Annotated in this window: 12 protein-coding genes; 10 read left to right on the top strand and 2 right to left on the bottom strand. The window is 43.8% G+C overall.

From position 1 onward, the window contains the following. Positions 1-44: 44 nt before the first annotated feature. The 4 genes from L0M13_RS12040 to L0M13_RS12025 all read left to right on the top strand — a co-directional run bounded on the left by L0M13_RS12040 (position 45) and on the right by L0M13_RS12025 (position 3,495). Positions 45-737 carry a response regulator transcription factor gene (locus L0M13_RS12040; RefSeq protein WP_235196726.1) on the top strand — a complete coding sequence of 231 codons (693 nt, stop codon included), beginning with the start codon at positions 45-47 and terminating at the stop codon, positions 735-737. Next, positions 727-2,100: a sensor histidine kinase gene (locus tag L0M13_RS12035; RefSeq protein ID WP_235196725.1), complete on the top strand. Its 1,374-nt coding sequence runs from the start codon at positions 727-729 to the stop codon at positions 2,098-2,100. The genes L0M13_RS12040 and L0M13_RS12035 overlap by 11 nt, the downstream gene beginning before the upstream one ends. After that, a complete protein-coding gene (locus L0M13_RS12030; protein ID WP_235196724.1) occupies positions 2,097-2,789 on the top strand; it encodes a PepSY domain-containing protein in 693 nt (230 codons plus the stop codon). The genes L0M13_RS12035 and L0M13_RS12030 overlap by 4 nt, the downstream gene beginning before the upstream one ends. Before the next feature lie 103 nt (positions 2,790-2,892). Next, positions 2,893-3,495 (top strand): PepSY domain-containing protein, encoded by a 603-nt coding sequence (locus tag L0M13_RS12025; RefSeq protein ID WP_235196723.1) that lies wholly within the window; start codon positions 2,893-2,895, stop codon positions 3,493-3,495. 30 nt (positions 3,496-3,525) lie between these two features. Here L0M13_RS12025 and L0M13_RS12020 read toward each other — a convergent pair whose 3' ends face one another. Beyond that, on the bottom strand, positions 3,526-4,248 hold the full coding sequence (locus tag L0M13_RS12020) for an ATP-binding protein (RefSeq protein ID WP_235196722.1): 723 nt from the start codon (positions 4,246-4,248) through the stop codon (positions 3,526-3,528). Next, on the bottom strand, positions 4,191-5,096 hold the full coding sequence (locus tag L0M13_RS12015; RefSeq protein ID WP_235196721.1) for a PAS domain S-box protein: 906 nt from the start codon (positions 5,094-5,096) through the stop codon (positions 4,191-4,193). The genes L0M13_RS12020 and L0M13_RS12015 overlap by 58 nt, the downstream gene beginning before the upstream one ends. 100 nt (positions 5,097-5,196) lie before the next feature. Here L0M13_RS12015 and L0M13_RS12010 point away from each other — a divergent pair, with 100 nt between their 5' ends. From L0M13_RS12010 to L0M13_RS11985, 6 genes are all read left to right on the top strand, one after another. Continuing rightward, on the top strand, positions 5,197-6,252 hold the full coding sequence (locus L0M13_RS12010; RefSeq protein WP_235196720.1) for a M42 family metallopeptidase: 1,056 nt from the start codon (positions 5,197-5,199) through the stop codon (positions 6,250-6,252). A gap of 10 nt (positions 6,253-6,262) precedes the next feature. After that, positions 6,263-7,723, top strand: coding sequence for a UDP-N-acetylmuramoyl-L-alanyl-D-glutamate--2,6-diaminopimelate ligase (locus tag L0M13_RS12005; protein ID WP_235196719.1), 1,461 nt, complete (start codon positions 6,263-6,265; stop codon positions 7,721-7,723). Between the two features lie 109 nt (positions 7,724-7,832). Next, the gene (locus tag L0M13_RS12000) at positions 7,833-9,401 is read left to right on the top strand and encodes a peptide chain release factor 3 (protein ID WP_235196718.1); all 1,569 of its coding nucleotides are present in this window, start codon (positions 7,833-7,835) and stop codon (positions 9,399-9,401) included. A 118-nt stretch (positions 9,402-9,519) separates the two neighbouring features. After that, complete coding sequence (locus tag L0M13_RS11995) at positions 9,520-12,585, top strand: efflux RND transporter permease subunit (RefSeq protein WP_235196717.1); 3,066 nt, start codon at positions 9,520-9,522, stop codon at positions 12,583-12,585. Positions 12,586-12,691: 106 nt separating this feature from the next. Continuing rightward, positions 12,692-13,771: an SDR family oxidoreductase gene (locus tag L0M13_RS11990; protein WP_235196716.1), complete on the top strand. Its 1,080-nt coding sequence runs from the start codon at positions 12,692-12,694 to the stop codon at positions 13,769-13,771. 219 nt (positions 13,772-13,990) lie between these two features. Beyond that, positions 13,991-14,773, top strand: a complete 783-nt coding sequence (locus L0M13_RS11985) for a TerC family protein (protein ID WP_235196715.1) — start codon at positions 13,991-13,993, stop codon at positions 14,771-14,773. The last annotated feature ends 8 nt before the right edge of the window (positions 14,774-14,781 follow it).

Below are 14,781 nucleotides of genomic sequence, written 5' to 3'. Positions count from 1 at the left end.
TTTTCATTTTAATCCTGCTATGATGGAGCAAAGAGGTGAGATGGATGGACGAACGGATATTGATCGTCGAAGATGAAAAAAGCATTGCTCGCGTTCTAGAACTCGAGCTTACATATGAAGGATATAAAACCGGTGTGGCACTGACTGGAGCTGAAGGGCTGATCCGATTCAGGGAACAGGAATGGGATTTAGTTTTGCTGGATTTGATGCTTCCGGAAATTCATGGATTGGATGTGCTAAAGCGGATCCGTTCCGCTGGAAGTGAAATCCCGGTCATTTTGCTGACAGCAAAAGACGATGTGAAAGACAAAGTTGCGGGATTGGATCTGGGGGCAAATGATTATGTAACAAAGCCTTTTGAAATTGAGGAATTGCTTGCCAGAATCCGTGCCTGTTTAAGGCTTTCGACGGGCAAGAAAAACACGGATCTCCATGTATTCCATGATCTCGAGTTAAATACCGCGACAAGAGAAGTAACAAGAAATGCGCGGACGATTGAATTGACGCCGCGCGAATTCGACCTACTATTGTATTTGATGCAAAATCCTCAGCAAGTGCTTAGCCGGGAGCAAGTATTGAATGCAGTTTGGGGTTATGATTATTTCGGTGATACCAATGTCATTGATGTCTACATCCGCTACCTTCGAAAGAAAATAGACGCAGGCGAAGAGACGACTTATATCCAGACTGTGCGGGGAGTCGGGTATGTCCTGAAGGAGCATGCGAATGAAGCTTAAAACAAAAATCAATATTTGGTCGACGCTGATGATGCTGCTCATCTTGATCGTGTTGATGACCATCATTTATTTCTCGTTCAGCCGACTCGCTTATTCGACTGAAGTCAGCCAGCTTCAAGCGGATGTCGATGCGTTGGTGTCGACATTTAATACAAGCGATACAGCTGACCCGAGTGACATTTTAAGGGGGTATGTTCCGCCAAATGGCTTGATTCAAGCGAAAAGAGAAGGGGGCGAGCTGATTCCAGCTATTCAGGACCCGGATATCACAAATGAATTTCCTGAAGAGTTGCCGGAAAGTTCGGGAACGGTAAAAGTGGAAGGGGATTTGTTTGCCTATGTCACTGCACCGATCATTTGGACGGACGGAGAAATTGCGGAATTGGTTGTGGCGCAGTCTTTAGAAGAAGTGGTCAATAATGCGCGTACCTTGGGGCTCGTCCTCATTACGGTAAGTCTGCTCGCGATGATTCCGATTTTCGTCTCCAGTGTTGTATTGGGGAAAGTGGTGACGAAACCTATCACGGATCTGACAACGACGATGACGCGGATCCAAAAGAGCGGACAGTTTGAAAAATTGCCTATCACCGAGTCATCGAAAGATGAAATTGGACAGATGGGCAGCACCTTCAATAGCATGATGGAATTGCTCGAGGAAAACTATACGAAACAGGAAGAATTCGTATCCAATGCCTCCCACGAATTAAAAACGCCGTTAACGGTGATTGGCAGTTATGCGAAATTATTGCAGCGCCAAGGAATGGATGATCCAAAGCTTGCAGTAGAAGGGCTTTTAGCCATCCGGACTGAGACGGACCGGATGAAAGCTTTGATTGAACAATTGCTTCACATTGCAAGGCGAAGCGAAACCCAATTGGAGATGGAATCTGTCGATCTGGTCGTTTTGGCCAAGCAGACTGCCACTGCGATGTCGACTTCCTATAATCGGGATTTTCAGCTCGTGTCAACAGAGAATCATGTAATGGTGATAACCGATCTCGCCAAAATCAAGCAATTGATGTACATCCTTTTGGACAATGCGAGAAAATACAGTTCGGACCGGATTGAATTAATCGTCAGAAATGGAGAAATCCCGATGCTGCAAATCCGTGATTATGGAATCGGAATTCCGAAAGAATCGATTCCCTATGTATTTGATCGGTTTTATCGGGTGGATAAAGCGAGAAGTCGGGAAACGGGTGGATTTGGTCTAGGCTTGTCGCTTGCCAAACAACTTGCTGATAGCATGGGCGTAAGATTGGAAATTGAAAGTGTTGAAGATCTTGGTACGACGATTTCCATCATTTTCTCATCCGATTTTAATGTTGGGGCAGTACAATCTAAGCAGGAGGGATGGTCATGAGTAAAAAACTGATGATGGCCGGTGCCACCATTTTGCTTGGATTGCTTGTCTTCGGTTTTGTGCTGATTTTTGGTTCTGATGACAATCCGGTCACTGAAACGGAAGCAAGTGCTGCTGTAATTGAGTTGTACGGTGGAGAAGTCGAGCGCACAGAACGTGCAAAAGACGGCTACACCATTATTTTCAACCGGGATAACGGAAAGTATTCTGCGCAAGTCGACCGATCAACTGGGCGCATTGAATCGTTGGCTTTGTTGGAAAAAGCCGCTGATGCAAATCCTGTTATCACTGAAAGTGAAGCGAGCGAATTGGCTTTAAAGGAAGTGGACGGGGAAATTATGCAATCGAGTTTCTCTAAAACACAAAATCAATACGAAGTGGTTGTAAAAAATAAACAGGAAAAAGCCATAATTCTTGTTGATGCGATTGGTGGAACGGTCATTGACATCCAAAAAGAACCGATTCAACAAAATGAAGCAGAGCCGGCTAATCGGGTAATCACCGAAGCGGAAGCAATTGCAATTGCCAAAAAAACCTTGGACGGGGAAGTTCAGGAGCTGGAGTTCACGGAGACGGAAGACGGTGGATTTTATTTGATTGAAATCGAAAATGACCGTACTGATCAAGAAGCGACCATTCGGGTTCATGCTGTCCGAGGCGAGACCTTAACAGTTGAATGGGAAGATTAACGTAATTTCATGATGTTCTCATCAAATTCTCATTTTGCTCTCACAGTCTTCTCAGAAGCGGGGGCTATAGTAAAGATAGAACAAATGAGGAGGAGAAAAGAACATGAAAAAATTAATCTACATTCCCGTAACAGTTGGCGTCTTGGCATTTGGAGGAGTTGTCTTGGCGAACACGCAAAATTCGGAGACGCCAGCAGCGAACTCAACGACAAATCAGACAGAAAATGGAACAGGCAACAACGCACAAGAGAATTTCTTATCTTTTGATGAAGTCTCTTCAAAAGCTTTGGGGATTGCCAATGGGACGATTACCGACATTGAACTGGATCAAAATGCGAGAACGCCTCATTACGAAGTGGACGTTTGGTATGATGGTTACGACTACGATTTGAAATTTGATGCGGTAACCGGTGAAGTGATGGAACAGAAAAAAGAAAGAGAAGACCGGGACGACGATGATTTTGACGATCATGGAGATGCAGCTGCAGCTGATGAAAACTTGATCAGTTCAGACGAAGCCATTAAAGCGGCACAAGCAGTGGCAAAAGGAACTGTCGAAAAAGTCGAGTTGGACCGTGAAGATGGTGTAGCTTATTATGAAGTCGAAATTGAAGATGGCAGAACCGATCATGAAATCTATGTCAATGCAACAGACGGCAGCATTTTAGAACATGAAACTGATAATGACGATGACGATAGAGATTAAATCAAAAAAAGGAGCCCTCGGCTCCTTTTTTTAGTTTATAGGCAAGACGATGGTTGCTAAAGTGCCGCAGCCCGGTTCGCTTTCAATCTTCAGTGTGCCGCCATGTTCTTGGATGATTTTTTGGGAAACGATTAATCCGAGGCCTGTCCCGGTTTCTTTTGTTGTATAGAAAGGTTCGAAAATCTGGCCAAGTTCTTCTTTAGAGATGCCTTTGCCGTGGTCTTGTAATAGGACAGCAACCGAATTCTCATCCCGCAGTTCCACAATCAACGAAATTTCCCCAGGATCCTGACTTGCTTCAATCGCATTTTTCATCAAATTGATAAGGACCTGCTTAATGCGGTGCTCTTCGCCTTCAATGATGAAGTCATCCAATTCCCAGCAATAATCAAAAAGGATGCCGTGCAAATTGAGCTCGGGTCCGAATAAAGCGATTGTGTCGTCTAGAATTTTCCGTAAACTGATCTTTTTAAAAGAAGAGGCTTGCGGTTTTGCCAACACTAAAAACTCACTGATGATCAAATTGATGCGATCCAGTTCAGAACGGATCAACTTCGTATATTCTTTATAGGGATAATCTGCGTCGCTTTGCATCATTTGGACAAAGCCGGAAATTACGGTCATCGGATTACGGATTTCATGGGCGACGCCTGCCGCAATTTCACCGGCAAGCTTTAACTTTTCAGATTGGACAATTAATTTTTCCGCTTCTTTTTGGTAAGAGATGTCACGCGAAATGACGGATGTCGCCACCACATTGCCGCTTTGGTCAATAATGGGGGACAGTGTGATTTGAGCGTGAAAGCGGTGCCGTCTTTTTTGATATCTTCCGTTTCAAGCAGCGAATAGCTTCCGCCTTCTTGGACATGGCGGGTACGGATTTCGGCAAGCTCGGCATTTTCAAGTGGATATAATCTAAGCGGTTCCCCGATGCATTCTTCGGAAGTCCAACCATATAATTTTTCAAAAGCCGGATTGATGGCGATGATCCTATTGTCCGAATCGTAGACGGCAATGGCGTCTTTCGCAGTTTCAAAGAATAGTTGAAGATAGCCTTCTTTTGAAATCAAGGCTTGTTCCATCGTTTTGTTCTTTTGCTCCAGCTGAGACCAAATCCGGCTGAAATAAATCGAGTGGATGGTAGTCAAGATCAGGACGCTTGCGACAAAAGTGAACAGGGATACGTGAATATAAGCGATGGATGCCCGTCCTGCCAATTCATCGAAAACAAATGCTAAAAGCAGAATCTCAGCAAACGTGATAAGTCCGAGAATGATATTTGGAAAAGTATCGTAATACAAAGCAGAAGCAATGACTGGAATGACAAAAAAGATAATTGTAACGGCTGACAGCGATTCGAAATTCAACATGAAGACGTAGAAATTCATGCATGCAAGTATCAGGATTTGGATAAGCCGAACGTTCAATTGAAGGGTATGCAGCATCCATAATATGCCGAAGGTAAGCAGACCAAAAATTGGCGATGCAAATCCGGTTTCCGGAGTGAACAGCCATCTGCCTAAAAGATGCAGGACGGCGGCGCAGCCGTATAAATAAATAAAGAGCTGATTTCTCTTAATATTGGATGATAAAGGTTCCATGCTACACCTCAGTCTATGGGATTAGTCTCAATATTACTATATAATCCCCTGTCAGAACATGGTTGATTTTGATATGATTAATAGACAGGAGGCGTTTATTATGGCATATGAATGGAATAAACAGGAAACGCTCAGTGTTTTAAAGGAGCTAGTTGAAATTCCAAGTCCATCGGGCTACACGATGGAAGTGATGAAATCGGTGAAAAAAAGATTTGATCTATGGAATATTGAATACACCGCGACGAATAAAGGCAGCATTATCGCAACAGTGCGAGGAAAAGACGACACCCGCCACCGGTTATTGACAGCCCATGTCGATACGCTAGGAGCTATGGTCAAAGACATTAAACCAAGTGGCCGATTGAAGCTTTCATTAGTCGGTGGATTCCGGTTCAACGCAATCGAAGGGGAGAACTGCCTTATCCATAAAGCGGATGGTTCCGTTGTTTCAGGCACCATTTTGATGCATCAAACGACGGTGCATGTATACAAAGATGCGGGAACCGCAGACCGCGATGAAAACAATATGGAAGTCCGGTTGGATGAGAAAGCATTTTCTGCAGAAGATGTCCGGAATCTGGGCATTGAAGTCGGCGATTTTGTTTCTTTCCACCCGCGCTACACCGAAACAGCATCCGGTTTCGTTAAATCGCGCCATTTGGATGATAAGGCAAGTACGGCATTATTGCTTCAATTAGTGAAGCACTTAAAAGATACGGAAGAGCAATTGCCGTATACAACCCATTTTTACATATCGAATAATGAAGAAATCGGCTATGGCGGCAATTCCAATATCACACCTGAAACAGTCGAATATATTGCAGTAGACATGGGAGCGATCGGAGACGGGCAGGCTTCAGATGAATATACGGTATCTATTTGTGCCAAAGATTCGAGCGGCCCCTACCATTACGGTTTAACACGCCATTTAATCGCTTTGGCCAAAGACAATCACATTGATTATAAAGTTGATATATACCCGTATTATGGATCGGATGCTTCTGCAGCAATCGGTGCCGGCCATGATATTAAGCACGCTTTATTCGGTCCGGGAATAGAAGCTTCCCATTCTTATGAACGGACCCATATTGATTCGTTGAAAGCGGCAGCAGCCTTGCTGCATGCATACGTATTTTCACCGATGGTTACAGAGTAGGAGGAAGATCATGAAAACACAAGAATTGCTCACAAGCATGCCTTATACAAAAATCATCGGCACGCTACCGGAAACGATTGAACATTTAGCAATGGATTCCCGGGAAGTGAGAAACGGTTCATTATTTGTCTGCATCAAAGGCTATACGGTAGACGGCCATGATTTTGCTGCGCAAGCAGCTGCACAAGGTGCAGTTCTTTTTGTAGCTGAAAAGCCAATAGACGTCGAAGGGGCTTCTGTCATAATTGTAGAAGATACGGACCGGGCGCTGGGATTGCTATCTGCAAAATTCTACGGCTACCCGTCCAAATCCCTTCAAATGATTGGCGTTACCGGCACAAACGGGAAAACAAGTGTAGCTGGAATGATTCATGCCATGTTGATGGAACTGAATGAAAGTTCTGCCTTAACCGGGACAATCGGCTTTAATTTGAATGGCGAACTTCACCAATCAGCAAATACGACAAGCGATGCATTGACCACACAAGCAATGATATCCCAGGCAAAAGAAGCCGGGTGTTCCCATATGACGATGGAAGTATCTTCACACGGGTTGGTGCTAGGGAGACTTGCGGGAGTGGAATTCAATACAGCCATTTTCACGAACCTGACACACGACCATTTGGATTTCCACGGCACGATGCAAGAATACGGCCATGCGAAAGGCTTGCTTTTCTCTCAGCTGGGACAAAATCTGCAAGAGAAAAAGCAGGCGGTATTGAACGCCGACGATCCATGGTCGGAAAAATATGCAGAGATGACGGCACATCCGGTGTATACATATGGCATCGAGCAGCCAGCCCAGTTCAAAGCAAGTGAGATCGAAATGGACCATCAAGGGACGCGTTTTACGTTGACAAGCCCACAAGGTGAATTCAATGTATCGATGAAATTGCTTGGCCATTTCAATGTTTCGAATGCACTTGCGGCCATCACGGCATTAGCTGCTGAAAATTATCCGTTGGAAGAAGTCATTGCAGCATTATCGCGAATCCAACCGGTCGAAGGACGGATGCAAAAAGTAGAACTGGATGCACCGATTTCCATCTTCATCGATTATGCCCATACACCGGATGCGATTGAAAAAGCGATTGATGCGGTAAAAGATTTTAAAACGAATCGGGTTATTTTCCTTGTAGGAACCGGCGGCAACCGCGATAAGACGAAGCGGCCGATCATGGCAGAAAAAGCTTCTGCTGCTGAGTATGTTGTCCTCACAACCGACGATCCTCGATTTGAGGAAGATGACAGCATTTTAAACGATTTAAAAGCGGGGATGAAACATGAAGAATTCGCTTGCATAGGCGACCGAGCAGAAGCGGTTAAACATGCAATTGCCGAATCAGAACCAGGCGATATCATTATTTTGGCAGGCAAAGGCCATGAAGATTACCAAATTATCGGATCGACAAAGTATCCGCATAGCGATAAAGAAATTGCCGTAAAAGAAGCCTTAAAGAAATTTAGTTAAAAAGAAGCCATACTTGGCTTCTTTTTTTCTGGAGCGGCGGTGAAATTTCCTTGTCTTTTTCCCGTCGCTTCTCTAATATGAATAGAGTAGAATTAAAGGAGCGTATATGATGTCAGACCAATTAAAAAATGAAATATTAAATAGAAGAACTTTTGCAATCATCTCTCACCCGGATGCCGGGAAAACGACGTTAACGGAGAAATTGCTCTTATTTGGCGGCGCAATTCGCGATGCTGGAACAGTAAAAGGGAAGAAGTCAGGGAAATTTGCGACTTCCGACTGGATGGAGATCGAGAAGCAGCGCGGAATCTCCGTAACTTCTTCTGTGATGCAATTCGATTATGATGGACATCGTGTCAATATCCTGGATACACCTGGACACCAAGATTTCAGTGAAGACACTTACCGTACGCTGATGGCAGTGGACAGTGCGGTCATGATTATTGATGTAGCGAAAGGGATCGAAGCACAGACAGTGAAATTATTCAAAGTCTGCAAAATGCGCGGGATTCCGATCTTCACATTCATCAATAAAATGGACCGCCAAGGAAAAGAACCGCTTGAACTTATGGAAGAATTGGAAGAAGTGCTCGGTATCCAGTCGTATGCGATGAACTGGCCAATCGGCATGGGGAAAGAATTCCTTGGAATTTACGATCGCTTCAACAAGCGGATTGAGCCATTCCGTTCACAAGGCAACCGCTTTTTAGCATTGGATGAAAATGGCCAATTAGCTGAAGAACATGAGATGACAAAAACGTCTTATTACACGCAAGCGATGGAAGACATTGAATTGCTGGATGAAGCAGGCAATGACTTTTCAATTGAACGCGTGAAAAAAGGCGAATTGACGCCAGTCTTTTTCGGTTCCGCTTTAGGGAATTTTGGAGTGGAAACCTTCTTGGAAACGTATCTTCAGTTTGCTCCGCCGCCGCAAGCGCGCGAAACGCAAGAGAAAGAAGAAATCAGCCCAGTAGAAAATCCATTCTCTGGTTTTGTCTTTAAAATTCAAGCGAATATGAATCCGGCTCACCGTGATCGCATTGCGTTTGTACGGATTGTCTCAGGGAAATTTGAACGAGGCATGAATGTGACGCTTGCAAGAACCGGGAAATCCTTTAAACTGGCGCAAACAACTCAATTCTTGGCGGATGACCGCGAAACCGTAACAGAAGCTGTGGCGGGAGACATTATCGGTTTGCATGATGTCGGCAACTACCAAATCGGCGATACAATTACGAGCGGAAAAAAATTCGAATTTGAAAGTTTGCCGCAGTTCACGCCAGAATTGTTCATGAAAGTAACGGCGAAAAACGTCATGAAACAAAAGCATTTCCATAAAGGGATTTTGCAATTGGTTCAAGAAGGCGCTATCCAGTATTACAAAACCCTTCATCTTGAAGAAGTCATTCTCGGAGCTGTCGGGCAGCTGCAATTTGAAGTGTTCGAACACCGCATGAAAAATGAATACAATGTGGATGTCCGTATGGAGCCCGTCGGCAATAAAATTGCCCGTTGGATCGAAAACGAAGCGGATGTAAAAGAATCGATGTCTAGCAGCCGGTCGATGTTAGTGAAAGATCGCCATGACAATTTAGTCTTCTTATTTGAAAATGAATTTGCAACACGTTGGTTCCAGGACAAAAATCCTGAAATCAAACTTTACAGCTTATTATAAAGCCTGCTAATGCAGGCTTTTTCTTTGTAATATTATCAGAAAAGAAACATTTAAATTTGCGGTTCCTAGTGATTTTTCTTATGATAAAAGAATGAGAATGAGAGAGGATTTTGAATAGATGAGATTAAGCGATTTTTCAATTAAGAGACCTGTTTTTACCATTGTCATCATGCTATTGGTCATCATTCTGGGCGCGGTATCTTTTTTTAAGATTCCCGTTACTTTGATACCGGAATTAAACCCTCCAATCGGAGTGGTAGTTACAAATTATCCTGGGGCCAGCCCCACTGAAGTAAGTGAAAAAGTAACAAGGCCCTTAGAGGCGAATTTATCCACCTTGCCAGGGATTAAGTCGATTCAAAGTTCATCCCAAGAAGGTTCGAACTTCATCTTGCTGGAATTTGACTGGTCCACGGATATGGATGATGTGCAAGCGGATATTACGCAGCGAATCGATTTAACACCGGTTCCGGATGACTCAAACCCGCCAAGGTTTTTGAAGTTTGACCCTGCACAATTTCCAGTTCTTCAATTGTCCTTGCGCGCAACCGAATCTGGTGAAGACGTACGGATTTTAGCGGAAGAGCTGGAAACGGAATTACTGCAGACAGACGGAGTTGCCAATGTTAATATTTCCGGTTCATTGATTGAAGAAATCAATGTTGCATTAAATCCGGAAACTTTGGAAGAAAAAGGCCTGCAGCAATCGGATATTGTTCAGCTGATCCAAGCGAATAATATTTCCTTGCCTGGGGAAGCGATAGAAACGGAAGATGGGCGGAATTTAACAACACGGATTGTCAGCACCTTAACAAGTGTTGAAGATATCCAGAATCTCGTAATTACAGTCAATCCGTTAGATGGAGAAAACGTGACCATCGGCGATGTGGCGGAAGTGACGCTTGGTGAACGGGAAAGAACTTCAGAAACCCGGGCAAATGAAGAACCTGCTGTCCTGTTATCGGCACTTCAGGAATCCGGCGCGAATACAGCCGACGTTTCGAGTGCATTTCAAGACAGGCTGAACGAACTTCTTGAAGAAGAAAGATTTGCCGGAGTAGAAGCGGATATTTTATTTGACCAAGGTGATTATGTTCAATTAGCGGTCGGCAATATTGGGCAAACTTTAATTTATGGCGGTATTTTCGCCATGCTCGTCTTGTTCTTTTTCCTGCGCGGCATAAAGAGTCCGATTATTATCGGTGTAGCGATTCCTTATTCCGTAATTGTGACGTTTGTCTTGATGTATTTCTCGGATTTCGCTTTGAATATCATGACGCTTGGAGCCCTGGCTCTAGGGATAGGGATGTTGGTCGATAATGCAATTGTCGTTATCGAGAATATTGAGCGCCATTTGGCGATGGGCAAAACTTCACGGCAAGCTGCTTCTGATGGCGCCAAAGAAGTTTCAACAGCTATCATCGCCTCGACTTTAACGACCATCGCCGTATTTGTACCGGTAATCTTTATTACGGGCTTGATCGGTGAAATCTTCACCGAATTTGCCTTGACGATTTCGTTCAGTCTTTTTGCCAGTTTGGCAGTGGCTTTGACCGTTATCCCTATGCTTGCATCCCGTATGTTAAGCAAGCCAAAAGGGAATATGGAGGCCAGAAAACGGCGTTCGAAAGGATTGAAAAAATTTGAGCGGTCCATTAAATGGGCCTTGGCACATCGGTTAGCTGTCATTTTAGCTGCGCTGGTGCTTTTAGGTGTTGGAACTTTAGGCATCCTGCAAGTGGGCACAGAATTCCTCCCAGCTACTGATGAAGGATTTGTCAGTGTGTCCGTTGAGCTGGAAAATGGTGCTTCTCGTTCAGCTACGGATGAGGTCGTCAATCAAATAGAAGAAGAACTGAAAAAAGAAGAGGATATCGATGTTTATGTCAGTTTGATCGGTACAACTCAACAAGGCCAGTCCCAAGGGACCTCGGCAACGAATACGGCCGAAATTTACGTGAAAATGATTCCTTTGGATGAACGGGATCGGTCGGTGTTCGATTTTGTTGATGAGGTTCAGCCTCGGGTGCTTGATACAATTGGAGAACAAGCCGAAGTCAGTTTTAACTTGCAGACAGCTGCAGGATCGACTCCGAATAGTTTAACTTTCACAGTTACTGATACAGACAAAGCCCGGTTAGATGAAGCCATAAGCCGTCTGAGCGAAGAAATTCGCGAGCTTCCGGATGTCACCGAACTGACCAGCGATCGGGAAGAAACGATCGATGAACTTCAAATGGTGATCAATAAAGAAGCGGCAACAGAATATGGGCTCGCACCTGTCCAGATTGCCCAAACAGTCAATAACACGACACGTGGTGTGCAAGCTTCTCAAATTCTTGCTGAAAATGACGAAGTATATAGCGTATTTGTAAAATTTGATGATGAATACAAAAACAGTGTGGAGAAATTGCGCACACTGAAATTGCGTACACCGGCGGGGCAGTTCATTGAATTGCAGGAACTTGCCGACATTAGCATCGAGCAAGGTCCCGTGAGCATTCAGCGCGTCGACCAAGCTGAAAGTGTTTCGATAACAATGCAGTATAAGTCGGATATCAGCTTAGGTGATATGTCTGATAAAGTGGATAAAGTGATTGAAGAATTAGATCTTGATGAAAATACAGTCATCACTTTTGGCGGTGATCGGGAATTATTTGAAAGTGCTATAAACGATATGCTCTTGGCTGTCATTCTTGCAGTCGTCCTGGTTTATATTGTTATGGCTGCCCAGTTCGAGTCTTTCAAATATCCGCTTGTGATCATGTTTACCGTTCCTTTGATGTTCATTGGAGTAGCCATCGCTCTTTTCGTCACTCAAACACCAGTCAGCATTACGGCCGTCATCGGATTGCTGGTGCTGGTCGGTATTGTTGTCAATAACGGCATCGTGTTGGTTGATTATATTAACCAGCGAAAAGCCGCGGGACTGGAATCGTATGAGGCGATTATTGTTTCGGTAAAAGACCGTCTGCGTCCGATACTGATGACAGCACTCACGACTATTTTAGGCTTGGTCCCTCTTGCTCTTGGCATCGGCGAAGGGACAGAAATCAATCAGCCAATGGCTATTACCGTTATCGGAGGAATGATCAGTTCCACTTTCCTTTCTTTATACATTGTTCCAATTGTGTATAGCTTATTCGATCGCAATACTAGAAAGATGAATAAAAAGCAGGGTTAAATCCCTGCTTTTTATTTTTTTGCATTTTTTATTTGGAATATTTAGTACAATGAATGAAAATCAACTTCAAATGATAGGCGTATTTGGGGAGGAAGGAGTTGGGTTCATGAAAGAAGTCGTTTTCACAGGCTTTCCCGGGTTTATTGCAAGCCAATTAATTCGCACGGTCATCAAAAAAGAAAATAGCGTATCCGCAATCGTCTTGGCGGCTGAAATGGAAAAAGCAAGAAGGGAGGCTGATGAAATTCAGCGGCTCACTGATTGTGGACCCATTCGGTTGATGGCAGGGGATATCACCAAAGATGGGCTGGGGTTGAACGATGAAGATACCGCCTATCTGAAAGACAAAGAAGTGGTGTTTTGGCATCTTGCAGCCATTTATGACCTGGCTGTCCCTCGTGAAATCGCTTGGAAAGTGAATGTTGAAGGCACGAGAAATGTAAATCGATTTGTATCGGAACTGCCTCATCTATTGCGCTATATGTATTTCAGCACGGCTTATGTAGCTGGAGACAGAGAAGGGACATTGTATGAAGATGAATTGATCCGGCCGGAAAATTTCAAGAATTTCTACGAAGAGACGAAATTTGAAGCAGAACTATTAGTTGAAGAATTGAAAGAGACCTGTCCCGTGACCATTATCCGGCCAGGGATTGTTCGAGGGAATTCTGAAACGGGTGAAACCATTAAGTTTGACGGTCCGTATTTCTTTTTGAACATGATTGACCGGCTCAGAAAATTGCCTTTCATACCTTATATCGGAAGATCAACAGCTTTCATCAATGTCGTTCCGATCGATTATATATTGAAAGCCTCCGTCTATTTAAGTGAACACGATGAAGCGGAAGGGAAAACCGTCCATTTGACGGATCCGAATCCGCATCCGGTCGAAGAAGTCTACCGGAAAATGGTTCAAGAAAAAACAGGGAAGACACCAAAACTGCGTTTGCCTCATACAGTCGCGGCATTTTCATTGAAAAGCGTTTCTTTGCAGCGGTTTATAGGGGTAGAAGCAGAAACCTTGGATTACTTAACATGGAACGCCCATTTTGATACGGCGAATGCGCAACAGCTCCTTGCAGGATCCGAAATCCATTGCGCCGATTTTTTAGAAACAATCCCTACGATGGTCAAGTTTTATGAACTTCATAAATTTAACAAAAAATTTCATGTGAAAATAGGTTAAATATTTACTTCATTCCAAAAGATGCTATAATAAAATTACAACTCAATACACTTTGGCTTTCAGTCAAGGGGGAGTAGCTTTAGGGAAACCTATTTCATAATCGTCAATACATGGTTAGTAACCATCGGTTATGATAGCGATTTTAATTGCTTAGCGAGACCTTTGCCTTTTATTAGGCAGGGGTCTTTTTTGCTGGCAAAAATTAGGAGGAGAAAGAAGATGGAAGCAGTATTATTGGAGTATGCCTGGGTCCTGTTGGTTTTAGTAGGGCTTGAAGGGCTGCTCGCTGCGGATAACGCAGTGGTAATGGCAGTAATGGTAAAACATTTGCCTAAAGAGCAACAGAAAAAAGCTTTATTTTACGGATTAGTTGGGGCATTTGTTTTCCGTTTTGCAGCCCTATTCATGATCACATTACTTGTGAATATTTGGCAAATCCAAGCCCTAGGAGCAGCTTATCTCCTGTTTATCTCGGTTAAGAGCATTTACGATCAGCGTAAAGGCGACAGTGATCAAATTCTCGATGATAAAGGCGAGAAAGTCGAGAAAAAAGGTTCTGGTTTCTGGATGACGGTTTTAAAAGTCGAACTAGCAGATATCGCATTTGCGATTGACTCTATGTTAGCGGCTGTTGCACTTGCAGTAACCTTGCCTCATTTGGATCTATTCGGCGTCGAAGAAATTGGCGGCATCAACTCCGGTCAATTCACAGTTATGCTATTGGGTGGTTTAATCGGTGTTATCATCATGCGATTTGCAGCCCATAAATTTGTTCAGCTTCTTGAGAAGTATCCGCAACTTGAAACAGGGGCATTTGTCATTGTCGGATGGGTTGGGGTCAAACTTCTTGTTATGACTTTGGCACACGAAAATGTTGGTATTTTGCCGCATGACTTCCCGCATTCAACACCATGGACGCTTACGTTCTGGACAGTTCTAATCGGTATTGTCGTAGTAAGTGCCGTTTTAGGGGTACGTAAAAGCAAGCAAGAGAATGTTTGATAAAAAGC

The sequence above is a fragment of the Planococcus sp. 107-1 genome, assembly GCF_021513255.1.
Classification (GTDB): domain Bacteria; phylum Bacillota; class Bacilli; order Bacillales_A; family Planococcaceae; genus Planococcus.
The sequence above is the reverse complement of the archived record's forward strand: the minus strand, read 5'-3'. Positions and strand labels throughout refer to the sequence as shown.

What these genes read in the sequence shown, in the direction of transcription:
- L0M13_RS12040 (WP_235196726.1), top strand. Translation starts at nt 45, where the DNA reads ATGGACGAACGGATATTGATCGTCGAAGATGAAAAAAGCATTGCTCGC.
- L0M13_RS12035 (WP_235196725.1), top strand. Translation starts at nt 727, where the DNA reads ATGAAGCTTAAAACAAAAATCAATATTTGGTCGACGCTGATGATGCTG.
- L0M13_RS12030 (WP_235196724.1), top strand. Translation starts at nt 2,097, where the DNA reads ATGAGTAAAAAACTGATGATGGCCGGTGCCACCATTTTGCTTGGATTG.
- L0M13_RS12025 (WP_235196723.1), top strand. Translation starts at nt 2,893, where the DNA reads ATGAAAAAATTAATCTACATTCCCGTAACAGTTGGCGTCTTGGCATTT.
- L0M13_RS12015 (WP_235196721.1), bottom strand. Translation starts at nt 5,096, where the DNA reads ATGGAACCTTTATCATCCAATATTAAGAGAAATCAGCTCTTTATTTAT.
- L0M13_RS12010 (WP_235196720.1), top strand. Translation starts at nt 5,197, where the DNA reads ATGGCATATGAATGGAATAAACAGGAAACGCTCAGTGTTTTAAAGGAG.
- L0M13_RS12005 (WP_235196719.1), top strand. Translation starts at nt 6,263, where the DNA reads ATGAAAACACAAGAATTGCTCACAAGCATGCCTTATACAAAAATCATC.
- L0M13_RS12000 (WP_235196718.1), top strand. Translation starts at nt 7,833, where the DNA reads ATGTCAGACCAATTAAAAAATGAAATATTAAATAGAAGAACTTTTGCA.
- L0M13_RS11995 (WP_235196717.1), top strand. Translation starts at nt 9,520, where the DNA reads ATGAGATTAAGCGATTTTTCAATTAAGAGACCTGTTTTTACCATTGTC.
- L0M13_RS11990 (WP_235196716.1), top strand. Translation starts at nt 12,692, where the DNA reads ATGAAAGAAGTCGTTTTCACAGGCTTTCCCGGGTTTATTGCAAGCCAA.
- L0M13_RS11985 (WP_235196715.1), top strand. Translation starts at nt 13,991, where the DNA reads ATGGAAGCAGTATTATTGGAGTATGCCTGGGTCCTGTTGGTTTTAGTA.